Annotated in this window: 14 protein-coding genes; 6 read left to right on the top strand and 8 right to left on the bottom strand. The window is 62.4% G+C overall.

Annotation, left to right across the window (positions count from 1 at the left end; genetic code table 11):
• Positions 1-48: 48 nt before the first annotated feature.
• Positions 49-969: a LysR family transcriptional regulator gene (locus tag AC1DEK_RS15765; protein WP_478126184.1), complete on the top strand. Its 921-nt coding sequence runs from the start codon at positions 49-51 to the stop codon at positions 967-969.
• Between the two features lie 420 nt (positions 970-1389).
• Here AC1DEK_RS15765 and AC1DEK_RS15760 read toward each other — a convergent pair whose 3' ends face one another.
• Both AC1DEK_RS15760 and AC1DEK_RS15755 read right to left on the bottom strand, forming a co-directional pair.
• Entirely contained in the window at positions 1390-1590 is a 201-nt protein-coding gene (locus tag AC1DEK_RS15760) for a hypothetical protein (RefSeq protein WP_478126183.1), read from the bottom strand.
• A gap of 368 nt (positions 1591-1958) precedes the next feature.
• Positions 1959-2258, bottom strand: coding sequence for a hypothetical protein (locus AC1DEK_RS15755; RefSeq protein WP_478126182.1), 300 nt, complete (start codon positions 2256-2258; stop codon positions 1959-1961).
• A 98-nt stretch (positions 2259-2356) separates the two neighbouring features.
• On the opposite strand from AC1DEK_RS15755, the gene AC1DEK_RS15750 reads away from it, so the two are divergent.
• Positions 2357-2695 (top strand): hypothetical protein, encoded by a 339-nt coding sequence (locus tag AC1DEK_RS15750; protein WP_478126181.1) that lies wholly within the window; start codon positions 2357-2359, stop codon positions 2693-2695.
• Positions 2696-4311: 1616 nt separating this feature from the next.
• On the opposite strand, the gene AC1DEK_RS15745 is transcribed toward AC1DEK_RS15750, so the two are convergent.
• Positions 4312-4791, bottom strand: a complete 480-nt coding sequence (locus tag AC1DEK_RS15745) for a hypothetical protein (RefSeq protein WP_478126180.1) — start codon at positions 4789-4791, stop codon at positions 4312-4314.
• Between the two features lie 446 nt (positions 4792-5237).
• On the opposite strand from AC1DEK_RS15745, the gene AC1DEK_RS15740 reads away from it, so the two are divergent.
• The 3 genes from AC1DEK_RS15740 (at position 5238) to AC1DEK_RS15730 (ending at position 7405) form a co-directional block, all read left to right on the top strand.
• Positions 5238-5597: a response regulator gene (locus tag AC1DEK_RS15740; RefSeq protein ID WP_478126179.1), complete on the top strand. Its 360-nt coding sequence runs from the start codon at positions 5238-5240 to the stop codon at positions 5595-5597.
• Positions 5585-5869 carry a hypothetical protein gene (locus AC1DEK_RS15735; RefSeq protein ID WP_478126178.1) on the top strand — a complete coding sequence of 95 codons (285 nt, stop codon included), beginning with the start codon at positions 5585-5587 and terminating at the stop codon, positions 5867-5869. The genes AC1DEK_RS15740 and AC1DEK_RS15735 overlap by 13 nt, the downstream gene beginning before the upstream one ends.
• A gap of 1209 nt (positions 5870-7078) precedes the next feature.
• The gene (locus AC1DEK_RS15730; RefSeq protein WP_478126177.1) at positions 7079-7405 is read left to right on the top strand and encodes a putative quinol monooxygenase; all 327 of its coding nucleotides are present in this window, start codon (positions 7079-7081) and stop codon (positions 7403-7405) included.
• Between the two features lie 730 nt (positions 7406-8135).
• Here AC1DEK_RS15730 and AC1DEK_RS15725 read toward each other — a convergent pair.
• Genes AC1DEK_RS15725 through AC1DEK_RS15715 form a run of 3 tightly spaced genes read right to left on the bottom strand, consistent with a single transcriptional unit; the run spans position 8136 to position 11286 of the window.
• The gene (locus AC1DEK_RS15725; RefSeq protein ID WP_478126176.1) at positions 8136-9116 is read right to left on the bottom strand and encodes a Bug family tripartite tricarboxylate transporter substrate binding protein; all 981 of its coding nucleotides are present in this window, start codon (positions 9114-9116) and stop codon (positions 8136-8138) included.
• A 38-nt stretch (positions 9117-9154) separates the two neighbouring features.
• Positions 9155-10201 carry a TauD/TfdA family dioxygenase gene (locus AC1DEK_RS15720; RefSeq protein WP_478126175.1) on the bottom strand — a complete coding sequence of 349 codons (1047 nt, stop codon included), beginning with the start codon at positions 10199-10201 and terminating at the stop codon, positions 9155-9157.
• Entirely contained in the window at positions 10189-11286 is a 1098-nt protein-coding gene (locus AC1DEK_RS15715; protein WP_478126174.1) for a TauD/TfdA family dioxygenase, read from the bottom strand. Before AC1DEK_RS15715 ends, AC1DEK_RS15720 begins: the two co-directional genes overlap by 13 nt.
• A gap of 142 nt (positions 11287-11428) precedes the next feature.
• On the opposite strand from AC1DEK_RS15715, the gene AC1DEK_RS15710 reads away from it, so the two are divergent.
• On the top strand, positions 11429-12019 hold the full coding sequence (locus tag AC1DEK_RS15710) for a nitroreductase family protein (RefSeq protein WP_478126173.1): 591 nt from the start codon (positions 11429-11431) through the stop codon (positions 12017-12019).
• A gap of 17 nt (positions 12020-12036) precedes the next feature.
• Here AC1DEK_RS15710 and hemC read toward each other — a convergent pair whose 3' ends face one another.
• Positions 12037-12915 (bottom strand): hydroxymethylbilane synthase, encoded by an 879-nt coding sequence (hemC, locus tag AC1DEK_RS15705; RefSeq protein WP_478126172.1) that lies wholly within the window; start codon positions 12913-12915, stop codon positions 12037-12039.
• Between the two features lie 8 nt (positions 12916-12923).
• Positions 12924-13943, bottom strand: a complete 1020-nt coding sequence (locus tag AC1DEK_RS15700) for an isopenicillin N synthase family dioxygenase (protein WP_478126171.1) — start codon at positions 13941-13943, stop codon at positions 12924-12926.
• Between the last annotated feature and the right edge of the window lie 14 nt (positions 13944-13957).

The following is a 13957-nucleotide window of genomic DNA, read 5'->3' as shown; positions in this document are numbered from 1 at the left end:
ATTTATTGGCAATTGAATGCAAGATATTTGAATATAGAAGGAGACGCCATGGACATCGATCTCGCGCTCACGTTTCTGGAAATCGCGCGCTCGCGCAGTTTCCTTCGCGCGGCAGAGCATCTGCACGTCACCCCGACGACTGTTAGCGCCCGCGTTCGCACGCTGGAAACTTTGCTCGGGCGGGCACTGTTCATCCGCAACAAGGCCGGTGCCGCGATGACGCCAGCGGGCGAGCAGTTCCTTTCCCACGCCAGCCTCTTGGTGCAGGTGTGGGAGCGCGCGCGGCATCAGGTCGCGGTGCCTGCGGGTCGACGCGCCGTGCTCTCGGTCGGCTGCGAGATGAGCCTTTGGGATCCCCTTTTGCGCGATTGGCTGCTCTGGATGCGCTCGGCTGCCCCGCAACTGGCCGTTCGCACGGAGGTCAGTGCGGCACAGGAATTGGTCGACAAGGTTGCGACCGGCGTCCTGGACATCGCGATCGTCTATGCGCCCCAACAGCGCCCGGGATTGCGCATTGAGCTGCTGATCGAGGAAAAGCTGATCATGGTCTCGAGCTCACGGACTGCAAGACTGCCTCGTCCCGACGTTTACATCTATGTCGACTGGGGACCGGAGTTCGCGCTGCAGCACGGCATGGCGTTTGCAGAACTGTCAAACCCCGGCGTCACCGTCGGCCTCGGACCCCTCGGGCTCGAATACTTGCTGGCGGCCGGCGGCGCCGGCTATTTCAGGCTTGACGTGGTACGGGCCCATCTCGCGGCAGGGCGGCTGTATCGCGTCAAGGATGCGCCGGAGTTCTTGTACCCGGCGTACGCTGTGTATGCTGCGGAGGGGGATGCAGGCATCATCGAACCAGGACTGGCCGGGCTCAGGCAGGTCGTGCACCCCCGGGGTGATGAAGCGCCGCCCAGTAGGCGCGAACGCACGCAGCTGTCAGGAACGCGCGCACGTAGTCGGTCGCGGCGATGACCGGGCCAGTCGCACCGCCAAGTTGTTGAGCGATGAAAGGCAACTCAGCAGCCTCACCTGCGCGCGCGCTTCGCAGAATTTTTCCGTCGCGCGCCAACTCGCTCCAGCTCTTGGCGCTGAACACCTCGACCTCGATGCCGTCCTAGGCCAACAGTTGCGCCGGTCGACCCGACCCCCAGGCTGCGGCCGCGCAGCTCACCAAGGCGCTCGCTGGTACGGGCAATGACGCCGGCATCTTAGGGTAGATCGTTGCCTCATTCGTCGAACGTCACAGCGTCTAGGCCGGCCCCTCTCCAACAGCTGTGTGTGGCTACTTCTGCTCAGCAGCGGTTGCGGGCGTTCACCACGGCCGATCGGACGTCCGTTTTGGGCCCAATTCCGTTGAAAAACTCGTCTCGCGTATCCGCGAGGTCTCGACCCTCAACGTCCTTGCTGCAAGCGGTGCAGTCCTTGGTCTGTTAGGCGCTTGCCGCCTTGGCGGTCCATTTCCACGAACCCGTTCGACCTTAGGCGATTCGAGACTTTGATTGAGTCAGTCGGATACCGCCCGGCATTCGCCTCCTGGAGAGCTTTAAGTGCACTCCACTGTTCGTCGTTGAGTTGAACTTTCTTGTTGGCCATCCCAACCTCCTTCAGAGGCGGCCCAGTATCGTTGTTCGTCTAACCAGCTCGCTACCTTGGAATTTCTCTTGCCAAGAAATTCGAATCAGACTAAGCAGGGTCTCACTCTCCGCTAGGCATTGGTAACTGGGGATCCCGACGGCACGAGATTTCGGCCACTGGCGCCAGGGACGCGAGCGGTCGCCATCCCTGTCACCATTTCGTGCGCACTCGACTGTCAAGCGTTTGGGCGCAAAGCCCTTCGAGCTTTCCATAGGGTATGCGCTTCAACAGGGTTCGGGCAGCTGCCGGAGGAATTTTCAGGAGGCGAGCTTTTCTGCAGAGTGATGCAGATCGAAGATTCTCATGACCGTGCTCGCAAATCGGAGCTACCGTGTGGAACCTGGCCCAGTTTGGGCCTGATCCGCGCTCATGCTGAGCCGGAAAAGCATCACCTCGCGAGCGGCTTTCAGTTTGGCGATCGATTCGTCCGTAGCACCCGTCGAGTTCAGGCTGGCGATCTCGAGGTAGTCCTGATGCAGTTTGAAATCGGCAATAACAGCCGCTGCATTGGGGATGTGGCGGACGATCGCCGACAGAAGCCCCTCGCTCACCATCAGCCGCGCAGAGACGTCTTCGTGTTGGTTTTGGAGGCGGTCCAACCGCTGGGCAATCTCATCCATCGTCATGGGTGGTCCTTATAAGGTCAGCTCACTCTACTAGGGTCATTTCGGGTGAGAAAAGGCAGAATGCGGACTTTCGGCCAGCGGAGTTCGGAGGTGCCGCCATGAACCTAGAAGACGTACCACTGAATCAAACCGCACTGGTCGTTCAGGAGCTGCATTGTCGGGTCACAGCGACACGCGTCGCAGAGGATGTTGTTCACCTGCGTTACTTCGCCCAGTCGACAGACGATCTTGTTCTGGTGGTGACGCTCGGCAGGTCAAAACCGCCGAACATCGATCCGCGCGATATCGACCCTGTTTTCTGGACCATACGGGTCGACGGAAATCCGGCTACCAAAGCTGACTTGGGGGATGCTGTTCGCCGTGGCAACGCTCGCTTCGAAATCGACCCCAAATCACTCACATTGAGCTTCTCCAAGTTGCCGCGCGCCACTCCCTGACGTAGGCGTCGCGCCCTTTCGCACCTTTGCGTTGCTTGCCAGGCGGAGGACAGCGGTGCACACCTCTGTGGCGAGGCGCGCATTCGGCTCACCGACTCCCCCCCGCGCGTAGCGCGCCGGCCAGTGCCGCGGAATGCTTTCAGAACCCGGAGACTGATCGTATCGAGAGCGGCTGATTGAGCCCTGAATCCCGAGACTGAAGATGGACGCTTGGCGCATGCCACGTCGGCGCAGACTTGCTCTGCGTCGATGACGAACCAGAGAGCTCAAAGAGACTCGAGAATTTCCAGAGGCAGGCATCAAAAAACCCCGCCCCGTACATCGCCCTTAGTAGCATTTCTCGCAGACACAGGTGAACACCATGCAGCACATTCTCAGAACGCACAACTACGCACATGCCGGCAATGGCGTCTGCGGACGCGTGCGTCCGTCGATGCGTGCTAAAGAAACTCGAAGCTCGAATCGAGACTTCGGGCGCAATCGATCATTCGCTGGTTGTTCAAATCGAGGGGCCTGAATCCACGGGCTCCGCATCTGGCGCCCACCGTGTCTACAAGACGAGTCGACGCAGACTACCCAGGCTTTTCTCCCTATCTATTGGTCCAACGCTCTGTTGCGGACAATGGCCTGGAGGTCCTGTTGCCTGTTCCTCTCGCGGCTCAGTTGAGCGAAGAGCGGGAGGGCCAGTGCCGCTGAGGCTGAGGCTGAGTATCGAGCGAAGGAGGAACGGCGCCGCGAAGAAGCCGCGGCCCGAGCCAATGCAGTCTCGCCCTCCCCCACCGCAAATCCGCTCGACCGAGTGGCGTTCGTCAGGGCCTTCGAGCGCGGAGTAGCCCACCGCAGGCGCAACCGCCAGCACCCCGTCACAGCACCGAGCAAGGCGCAGCAGCCAGCCTCAACGGAGCCAACGCAGGGACACATTGAGGCAGATGGCGAAGAGTCCCCACATCGCAACGCAGAACGCGTGGAGGGGCTCCACATAAGGAAAGCCATCGAGGCAAACCGCGAGCCGGACCAAGGCCGGCGACGCCACGCTCCGTGCGAGCGCAATGCTCGCAAGCGCCGCAGCCGCATTCGCAAACTGCGCTGCACACATCGAGCAGACCCACCGAAATGCCTGAGCACGGGCGCGGCACTGCTGCGAAAATGAGCGCATGTCACCCCCGGCCACCCGACACGCCTCAATGGGCGATTCCAAATCGCGCGCGGGAGATCGAACGTCAGAAAGCAAAGCCGATTCGCTGACACCCTCGGGCGAAGTCGCCCAGAGCCGCTTCGGAGCGGCCACCAGCATGTTGGACCGCCTCGATACACGTCCCCTGCATCTGAGGCTTCGAACGAGACCATGGTGGAAATTCTGGTGAGCACGACCTCTGGGTCAGGCGTACGCCGACCCGCCCTCCGGAGAAGTCGATGCGCCCTCGGAGGCGCTGCCAGAACCTTGGTGCGGCGCCGTCAAGCCGCGCCATTTCGTGTCATACGGAGCCACAGGCGCCACTGAAGAGGCCAGACGGAGTTCATCAGGGTCGGCGCTTGGTGGCGGCTCCCTGGCTTAAGGGATCGGGCACCATCGCAGAGGCAGAGGCAGAGGCAGAGGCAGAGGCAGAGGGGAAAGACTAACCAAACAGTCTGCGGATTGCGGACGCAATTCCACCGCTCCTGCGCACACGGCGAGAGATTGGTTCGGCGCGATAGATTGCCCGCTGTTCTTCAAGAGCGACGCTGAGGGCGGCGTAGTTTCGCGAACTGTAAGGCCACGTGCCGGAGACCACGTGAAGGCCTGATGTCATCGGCACTATCTGCAGATCCTCGACGCCGATGCGCTCGAGCGCATGGGCGCGTGCAGCCGCCTGTTGCGCCGGACCACCGAGGCTGGCGATCGGGCGGGCGAAGGAGAAACTGATCGCCTGAATCTGAGGAAATTGTTCCGAGACGAACGCGCAGATCTCGAAGAATATGAGCCGTCCGATGTGCCGTTGCTCATCCAGAACAACTTGCGTTGGAGAGAACGCTTCGATATGGAGTCGCGTGCCGTCGTTCATGACAGGCACCGGGTCCAGTATTCCCAGTAAGGCGTTCGCCTCGTAGACAAACATGGGTTCGCCGAGTTGATACGAGGCTTCGTGGGCCCCCGTGATTCGGATCTCTGTGGAGCTCATAAAAACGCTTGCCGCACACCGACAGATCAAACTTGTTGAGCCGTCGACGCCTCCTTTCTTTGCACAACCACTGTATCCGAGGCGCCAGATTTCGCTAACCTGCGGCTCAAGCATTCCTGCTTGTTGTCTGACCGAAGTCACGCAATCGTTCACGATCTCGTGTGCAGTGGCTGAGCGAGCTGTCTTCAAATCGCACAAAGCGTGCGAAGAGCGGATGCCCCTCGACCGCGCCGCAATGGAAGGAACGCGGCGCTCTCGCCATACAATTTGACACGGGCGATCCTCGGTCGAAATTGGCGTGAGATACCAATGTCAACGCGCTCCGCGCACCAAGCTGCCGACCCTCCAATGGTGAATTTCCCCTAGCCCCCACTCGGCGCAATATGTTGGTACAGCCCACAAGGACGCTTCGGATTCTGGTAGTTGAGGATGACGCGGATACCCTGTCTGCGACTCTGGAGTTGTTGGAGGCGCTCGGCCACTGGGCGACTGGAGTGCGCAGCGCGGAAGCAGCCAGCGATCGCTTCCTGGAAGGCTCCTTTGACGTCTTGTTCGTCGATTTAAACCTGCCGGGCCTTTCAGGCCTGGACCTGGTGATAAAGCTCCGTTCGCGCGAGCGACTGCCCGTGATCGTGGCGAGCGGCGCGGGACCGCCTGAACAGGATCTCGATCGCGCGATCTGGTTGCATAAGCCTTATACGATCAAGGAGTTGCAAGACGCACTGTCCCAATGCTGCCCCTGACCGGGCGCCGGGCCTCGTCGCAGTATGGAGAAATCGTCAAGATGCCGAATGGCTTGTGGTACGACCAGCACTACGAGGGGCAAGTCCTGTTGGTGGACATCCTCGCCGAGCGAATCCAGCTTCTAGGAGGTATTGCGTTTGCAATGGCCGCAGACATTGCCACAACTGAACGCAGCGTCAAGGCGCTGGAAATTTTTAGCCGAAAATATCCAGGACCTAGATTTTTTGCAAATCCGACCCCGTTCCCTCGGGGAAAATATTCACAACCTTAGCAAATCGAGGGAATCGTAAGATTGCTAAGGTTGCGGATATTTTCGACTAAGCCGCCGCGAGTAGCGGATATTTTCCGAACTTCATCACGACAAAGCTTCGCTGCATTGCGAATGATCTCAACCAGGAGGCACTCGGACATTCGCTTGCGATCTGTGCGGCCACAAATATCTCGCATCAAACGAAGGATGCGTATCGGAGCCTGATGTCGCGCCTGCCGCAAACTCCGATGAGAGCTGGGCTACGCAGATTGTGTTCAAAGGGGTGCAGGCCCTCGCTTCATTTTCAGAACGGTTTTTTGGCCCTAAGCTTCAAGCTTGAAGCACTTGGAGCCGCCTGTCCCTAGCTTCCGATGGCTGCCAGTGGCTTGCATTCACAGCTGCACCAGTCAATGCAGCATCGTTCGAACGGCCACTCTCGAGAAAACCGTCAGCGGCTTCGGGCGCGGACCACATTCGGGCCCTGATGAAAGCAGTCCCTTCGATAGGGCGCAGTCAGCGCCGCCAGGTTGCCACACCACAGCACGAGCGCGGCGCAGCAGACCAGGCATATGAACAACACACCGAATGCGTCGCCTGCATGGTCGATCGCCTGACCGAGCGGCTCGGGCCATCCGAACTCGGCGGCGCGTGCGCTTTGATCACTACCGCCCGCCCCGAAGCGCTGAAAGGGCTAGCGAAGGTCAGAAGGTCAAGTTCCAACTGAACCAGCCGTTCACAAGGGAAAGCGAGGGACGTCGGGTATCGGCGATCTCAGTCGTTCAGCGGAAAGACTCGACGGGGAGCAACCAATCTGAAGAACGTGTTCGAGATTCTGTCGAGCCGCAGTTGCCACCCTTATCCAACTATGCCCGTTGCGATCGGCGCTCGTCGCGCTTGTAGTCGCATCTTGGAACCGTACTACAGGACAGAAACGGGCCGAATTTGGACGTTCTTGGCCTGAGAAACCCCCGTCGCACTTGGGGCAAAGGCTGTGAGGCTCGACGATCTGCACCAGCGCGCTCCAGGGCACCACTCGATCCATCTCGTCGAGAAACTCGCGCTTGCGCGTCGTCTTCGTCGAAAGGTTCAGGCCAAGACCGATCTGATTCGGGGGAGTTACGCGTTTAACAATCATGGGATCAGATCATGCAAGGGATGAGCCTGTTTTGCAGATCATCCCTGGAGCCGGCGATGTCCGGCACACATGAGCACGCACCGTTGATCGCTCGCATGAGCGCCGCCTACGACCTCAAGGGCCCATTGGGGATCGCAAACGTCGCGAAGGGAATTTGTCTTCTGGCGGCTGAGGAAAACCGAGGCGTTGATGCAAAGCTTGCCACCGAGTATTGCTTCGTGAGTTTCAACCTTCACCGCGATCCGAAAGAGCGCGATCAGTTCATGTTCTACGAACTATGGACTGACGAGCCGCGGCACATGGAGGTTCTAAACCGGGCCTACTTTCAAACCTATCTCAAAGACCGCGTCGCGCTGATAGAAGAGAAGGTGGAACGCATCACCTCGGCCCTTGAACGTGTGGCGGCTCGCTCAGGCGGTTGATACATCGAGTCGTGATTGCAGCGAATTTGAGTCCCGCGTCGGCTGCGAACCGTTGAAGGGCGAGTAGGTCCACTCCACACCAGATCGCCTTCCACTGGCGAGGCTTCCGGGTGCGTACAGATGGTCGGCATGGACCGCGAAGCGCGACGTCGCATTGCCGAGCGGGTGAACTCGACGTCGCCGCCGCCCAAGCGCGAGACTTCTGACGGCCAGGCCACAACCGGACATTGCAAGGTGACCTGGAAATGTCGACGAAGAAGCTGCCCACCTCCACGCTTGAAGAGGGCGCCCGGGTCGCGACACAGATTGCCTTGACGGCTCCTTGTCCTCGTTGAGTGGGACCGCATTGAAGAAAACGCCCTTTCCGACGAGGTGACCAACGCGGTCGCCGCGACGTTTCCGCGCGCGCCTCGACGATCCCTCGCCCGCACGCCGCGCGGCCGCCACGACGTCGAACTGATCCGCGAGGACTTGCGGCGCGCTGGCTTCACCGCGATCGAGACTGAGACCCGCGGAGAAGTGAGTGTGCGCCGTCGGCCCGCGACGCCGCGCCCGCCTATCGCCAGGGAACGTCGCTGTGCCTCGAATCGAGGCACTCGATGCCAGCCTGCTTCAGCTTGCGAGAGACAGCGCGGCGGAGGAGATCGCTCGCCGCCCCGGCGAAGGTCCCTTAGCCGGGAAGATCCAGGAACACGTGATCGGGGCCGCTGAAGAGCGGAGTTCCGGCGCACTACTTTAGGCTGATCCCCATTTCCTTGGCGATCTTGACGTACATCGCATGGTCTTCTTCAAGTACCCGGCGGAATTCGTCCGGGGAGCTGCCGATGGGAGTGATCGCCATGTCCTTCAGGCGTGCCGTGAGTGCAGGATGCGCGAGCGCCGCGGCGAAGGACCGCTGCAACTTCGCCACCACATCCGCGGGCGTGCCTGCAGGCGCCAGGACGCCATACCAAGGCACGATAGCGACGTTCGGGTAGCCGGACTCGGCCATGGTCGGCAGGCCAGGCGCGAGCTCGGAGCGGGTCGGCATTGCGATGGCAATGGGCCGAACGCGCCCGCCGCGCTGGTAGGTGAGCACCTCGGGCAAGTTCCCGAAGGCCAGCTGGATGTGGCCGCCGGCGAGCGCGGTCATCGTTTCGGCCATGCCCTTGAACGGGATGTCCGTGAGCACGACGCCCGTGGCCTCCTCGAGCCGCTTGCCATTGATGTGGCTGCCGCTACCCGGGCCGAGCGACCCGATGCTCATTCCACCCTTTGTCGACTTCGCGAGGGCAACGAATTCCTTCATGTTCTTTGCCGGCAAGTCCTCGGGCACTGCAACCACCTGTGCGATGTTGCCGAGCAGCGTCACAGGCGCGAAGTCTTTCTTCCAGTCGTAGTTGACCGGCGCACCGAGCGCCGGCGCAGAGACGATGTTGCCGGCCGTGATAAGCAAGGTGTATCCGTCGGGACGCGCCCGTGCCACCATGGCGGTACCGATCGTGCTGCCGGCGCCAGGTCGATTCTCCACAATGACCGACTGCCCGAGGCTTTGCGACAGCTGGTCGGCGAGTAGGCGCGCCATGACGTCCAGCGATCCGCCCGCGGCGAACGGATTGATCATCGTCACGGTCTTGCTGGGATAGGTCTGAGCCGGCGCAACTGCTGGCAGACTGGCCACGATGCCTGCGGCAGCCACGACAGTGGCGCTCAGGAGACGCTTCATTCTCATACGAGGCTCCTTTCCTGGATGAACTACGGTGACTGGATTCAGCTGCGCTGAGTCGCAATGCGGCCAGAGCCGAAGGCGCGCTCGAAGGAAGGCAGCTTGCCTTCCTGCGCCGCAATCCCGGTGCGGGTTGCATTGATGCGTGGGTCCAGCGGACGCCAATCGTCTGCCGTCAACCACAAGCGCAGGAGCAGTCTTGCCTTTTCCGGCTCGGGCCAGTTCTCGAACGCCGTGCGCGCGTGGAGCACCGTGTAGTTGTTGAGCAGGTAGATCTCGCCTGGATCGAGCTGGAACTCGAATGCGAATTCGTACGTCAGGCGTTCGAGGCAGTTGAGCGCGTCGACCTGCAGCTGGCTCAGCGGTGCACCCCCCTCTCGCGCGGCGGTCTCGATGTAGGAGCGTGTGTACCGGCAGCTCAACTGCCCCTCCACGTACGAGAACACAGGAATGCGATGCGGCGTGATCGGCGCCTCGCCGGGCAGGTTCTCGCCGCGGCGGTGGTACGGGAAGCCTTCGTACAGGGGCTCGAGATAGTCGGGGAACTGCGCGAGGAGCGCGTTGTGCACCGCGGCCACGCTGGACGCAATGGAGATTCCGCCTTCGCGCGCGGTGCGGACGCACATCAGGCCGACGATGTCGGACGTATCGGTGTGCGGCGTGAGTTCCTGCTTGTTGCGGTAGGCGCGTGCATGCGGATCCGTTGCAGTCTTATCCTGGACGTGCCCCAACCGGTCGCCCAGCACGCTCTGCGACACACCGAGACCCAGATGAGTGCCGATGCCCCAGTAGATCATCTCCAGTTCGGGCACGCTGTAGCGGCCGACGTCGATCCCGCGAAGGATCACGATGCCGCGGCTCAGGCGAAGCTCTTCGCGCGCAGCTTGCAGGAGCGAAGCCGTACGAGGCAGCTCGAAGTGCTGGCGCTCGACTGTCTCCAGGCGCAGGCCGGCTCGTATCGCGGCCTTGAGGGCCCGGTCGATCTCTTCAAGGTGCTCGGCCTCGAAGTGCAGCGTGATGTCCTCCTTCGAACGGAAGTCGCTGCCTTTCCAGGCGCTTGGATGACGAATGGGTTGCTTTAGGATTTCCATGGGGACTCCGGTGGTGGGGTATGTTGGTTGTCGGGCCAGCCTGCGCTGGCCCACTCCTTGAATGCAAAGCGAGGACCAGCGGGCGGTATCACGCCGCCACGCAGCTCGCCCGGATTCGTGCTGCCCCAAACGTCCTCCCGCTCGGCGGGAAGTCGTCGGCTGTCGGGCGTGGCGAGCCACGTCCGCAGCAGAAGCCTCTTCTTGGCCGGATCCGCATGGTCCTCGTAGTTCGTGCGCGCGTGGTACATCACGTGGTTGTTCAAGAGCTGGATGTCGCCGGGTTGCATCTGGAACGTGATGCACAGCTCGTCGGCGACCGAGGCCACGAGCCGGATCGCCTCTTCCTGCGCCGGCGTGAGCCGCGGCACTTCCGCATAGCGTTGCGCCGATTCGATGTAGGTGAGCGAGAACTGGCTCATGAACTTGCCGTCGAGCACGGCATAGACCGACCCGGCGTACCAGGGCCGTTCTCCCCCGACTTGCTCTGACTGGCGGCTGAAGTAAAGGGGCTGGTAGAGTGTCTCCACCAGGTCGGGGCGCCGCCGCAACACTTCGTTGTGCACCGCCGCGGAGCTGACCGCCATGCTCAGGCCGCCGCTTCGGGCCTCGCGCACGCACAGCAGACCGAGGATGTCGCAGCGGTCCATGTGGAAGCGCAGCGCACCGCCCGTGCGATAGGCCCGCGAGTCCGCCTCGCCTTTCTTGACGCCAATGTCCCGCACCTCGCCGAGGAACTCGCCGTTCCGACTCTGCGAAAGCGGAATGCCGAGGTGAACACAGATGCCCCAGTACAGGATACGGATCTCTTCCTGCGTCAGCCCTTCGATGCCGAGGCCGCGCAAGAGCTGGAGACCGCGGCCCACTTCGAGCTCGCGGCGCACCTGTAGCAGCCATTCACCGAAGCGCGGCAGCGGAAAGCTCGCGCGATGGATCTGCTGCAGTTGGAGTCCGCGCGCCTTGGCGGCGTACACGGCCTCAAGGGCCTCCTCGACGCAGTCCCGAGGAATCCGAATGACCAGGTCGCCGGGTTCGACGGAACGCCGGTCCCATACGCAAGCACCTTCAATCGGACTGATGATCATCATGGGCCCTCTTCTCAATGTTCCGAATGGTATGCCATTGTGGTCCACACTCATAGCGACGTCAATGCAAAAAGCCCGAAGTCTTGACCTATGGTATACCTTCCCGGTATCCTAAAGATCGCCGAACCCGGGAACATCCACATCCATGACCATCTGCATCGAGGAACCCACCAGCAGCGTCGACCTGTCGTGCGCATTCGAGGACATCGTCCGTCAGCGTCGCTCCGTCTATTTCTATCTGGACCAGGAGGTGCCGAGGCATCTGCTCGAGCGGGCACTGCAAATGGCCGTGCTCGCGCCCAGCCACTACCACACGCGGCCCTGGCGCTTCGTTGTTTTCCGCGGCGGCGCTCGCTCTGAACTCGCGGCTGCCTACGAGAAAGCAGCGGTGCGAATCGGCTGGCATCCGGGCCGCGCGCGATGCCGGGCCTTCGATGCGCCCGTGATGGTGGTGATCGGCTGCGTCCCCGATGTCAGCCACCCGCGCGTGCGCCCGCTTGAGGAGGAGTTCGCGACGGCGGCGGCAACGCAGAACCTGATGCTGGCCCTCACCTCGATGCAGCTCTCCTGCGCCATGAGCTCATCGCCGCTTCAGCTTTCCGACGAGGTGGAACAGGTCGTCGGCATCGAGGGTGGCCGAGTGGTCGGCGTGCTGCAGATCGGATACAGGGACCCCGAGCGCGAGTTGTTCAAGCGGCCCCGGCCCAGCACCGCGGGCGTCGTGCGCTGGCGGTAGGAAGGGCACCCGCCCTTTCAGGTCGAGCGAAGCCTGCCGGCGACCTCTTCGCCCAGGCTGAACGCTTGCTCGACCCGGCTGACCGGCGCGCTGGCCATGGCGAATGCCGGCTCGGCATCGTGCTGGCTTTGATGCGCGGCTTCGAGCTGCATGACACCGGCACTCAGTCGCGCATAGGCGGCAAAGGGCTGCGAGCAGCCTGCATCCATGTGGCGCCCCACGGCCCGCTCCGCCGACACGCAGAGCTCGGTTTCGCGGTCGTTCATCGGCGCAAGGATCTCCTGCAGATCGGAACGTCCGCTGCACGTTTCGATGGCGATGGCACCCTGCCCTACGGCAGGCAACATGCGAGACGGCTCGAACACTTCCGTGACGTGGTGCTCCAGGCCGAGGCGGCGCAGCCCGGCCAGCGCCAGCACGATTGCGGCGAACTCGCGGGACGCCAGCTTGGCAAGGCGCCCCTCGACATTGCCCCGGATGAAGGAGATCTGCAGATCGGGGCGCATGCGCCGCAGCATCATGGCGCGGCGCAGGCTCGAGGTGCCGATACGCGCGCCCGCCGGCAGCTCGGCGAGCACCTGCCCGTTTCTCGCGACCAAAGCATCCCGGGGATCTTCGCGCACCAGCACGGCGGCCAGCATGAAGCCCGGCGGCAGCACCATCGGCACATCCTTGAGCGAGTGAACGGCGAGATCGGCATGGCCCTGGCGAAGGGCCTGTTCGATCTCCTTGAGGAACAGCCCCTTTCCACCGACCTTGTCGAGGGCGCGGTCGAGGATGCGGTCGCCGGTCGTGGTGATCAGCGAAAGCCGAACGGACCTTCCGCTCGCCTGCAGCCTGCGCTGGACCTCGCCGGCCTGCCACAGCGCAAGAGGGCTCCTGCGCGTGGCGATCACCAGCGGGTTCAGTCGACCCGCTGGCCGTCGACGGAGGGCCAGATCCTCTTGTAAAGGCGCATGAGGATCTCGCCGCTGGTGAGTCCCTCCTCGATGCCCACGGTCGTGTGGAACACCGGCTCCGCTTTGCCCGCTCCGGCATCCTCGAGGATCGGGCGGACCAGCGCGTCGTGCGTCGGATTCATGAAGAACGGAATCGAGTAGCGCTCCTTGCCGGAGCGATTGATGACCCGGTGCGGGGTGGCCATGAACATCCCCTTCGTCCAGATCTTCATCACCTCGCCGAGGTTGATGACGTAGCTGTCCGCGACGGGCGGCACGCCCACCCATTCGCCGTCCTCCATGATTTCCAGGCCGCCGGTGTCGTCCTGGGCCAGGATGGTGAAGGCGCAGTTGTCGGTGTGAGGACGCGTGCCGAAGCGGCCCTCGGTCTCCGAGGGCTTCTGCGGCGGGTAGTGGATGAGGCGCAGCAGCGACAGGGGCTGCTCGAAGTGCCGAAGGAAGGTGTCCTCCGGCAGGCCGATGCCGAGTGCCGCGATACCGAGCAGGTCGCGCGCGAGCGCGGTCACCATGCCGGCGTAGGCCATCACCTCCTCCTGCATGCCGGGCAATTGCGCGGGCCACACGTTGACGCCATGCAACGGCTTTCCTGCGGCCACGCCGGGGTCGCCCGGCGCGTGCTCCTGCCAGGCGTGGAAGGCTTCCAGCAGCAGGCCTTTCATGGTCGGATCGTTGCCGATGGTCTTCATCGGCAGGTAGCCGCGATAGGAATTGTTGTTCGCCATCGAGAGCTGCTGCTTCTGGTCATCGTTCAAGGTGAAGAACTGCCTTGCGATCTCGAACATCCGCTCGATCTTCGCCTTCGGAATGCCGTGGTTCACGATGTAGAAGAAGCCGACCTCGCTGCAGGCCTGCGCGATCTCCTCGCCCAGCCGCTTGCGCCTTGCGAGGTCGGGACTGCGCAGATCCGTGAGGTCGATGATCGCCACCTTGCTGGCGTTGCGGTTCGCATTGAGTACTGCGTTCATGGGGGTCTCCAGTG

The sequence above is a fragment of the Variovorax sp. 10N420 genome (assembly GCF_056394705.1).
Note: the sequence above shows the minus strand (reverse complement) of the source record. Positions and strands in the feature narration are given on the sequence as shown.

Bases quoted from the DNA above. Each gene is read 5' to 3' on its own strand.
- AC1DEK_RS15765 (WP_478126184.1), top strand. From the start codon at position 49: ATGGACATCGATCTCGCGCTCACGTTTCTGGAAATCGCGCGCTCGCGC.
- AC1DEK_RS15760 (WP_478126183.1), bottom strand. From the start codon at position 1,590: ATGGCCAACAAGAAAGTTCAACTCAACGACGAACAGTGGAGTGCACTT.
- AC1DEK_RS15755 (WP_478126182.1), bottom strand. From the start codon at position 2,258: ATGACGATGGATGAGATTGCCCAGCGGTTGGACCGCCTCCAAAACCAA.
- AC1DEK_RS15750 (WP_478126181.1), top strand. From the start codon at position 2,357: ATGAACCTAGAAGACGTACCACTGAATCAAACCGCACTGGTCGTTCAG.
- AC1DEK_RS15745 (WP_478126180.1), bottom strand. From the start codon at position 4,791: ATGTTTGTCTACGAGGCGAACGCCTTACTGGGAATACTGGACCCGGTG.
- AC1DEK_RS15740 (WP_478126179.1), top strand. From the start codon at position 5,238: ATGTTGGTACAGCCCACAAGGACGCTTCGGATTCTGGTAGTTGAGGAT.
- AC1DEK_RS15735 (WP_478126178.1), top strand. From the start codon at position 5,585: ATGCTGCCCCTGACCGGGCGCCGGGCCTCGTCGCAGTATGGAGAAATC.
- AC1DEK_RS15730 (WP_478126177.1), top strand. From the start codon at position 7,079: ATGAGCGCCGCCTACGACCTCAAGGGCCCATTGGGGATCGCAAACGTC.
- AC1DEK_RS15725 (WP_478126176.1), bottom strand. From the start codon at position 9,116: ATGAGAATGAAGCGTCTCCTGAGCGCCACTGTCGTGGCTGCCGCAGGC.
- AC1DEK_RS15720 (WP_478126175.1), bottom strand. From the start codon at position 10,201: ATGGAAATCCTAAAGCAACCCATTCGTCATCCAAGCGCCTGGAAAGGC.
- AC1DEK_RS15715 (WP_478126174.1), bottom strand. From the start codon at position 11,286: ATGATGATCATCAGTCCGATTGAAGGTGCTTGCGTATGGGACCGGCGT.
- AC1DEK_RS15710 (WP_478126173.1), top strand. From the start codon at position 11,429: ATGACCATCTGCATCGAGGAACCCACCAGCAGCGTCGACCTGTCGTGC.
- AC1DEK_RS15700 (WP_478126171.1), bottom strand. From the start codon at position 13,943: ATGAACGCAGTACTCAATGCGAACCGCAACGCCAGCAAGGTGGCGATC.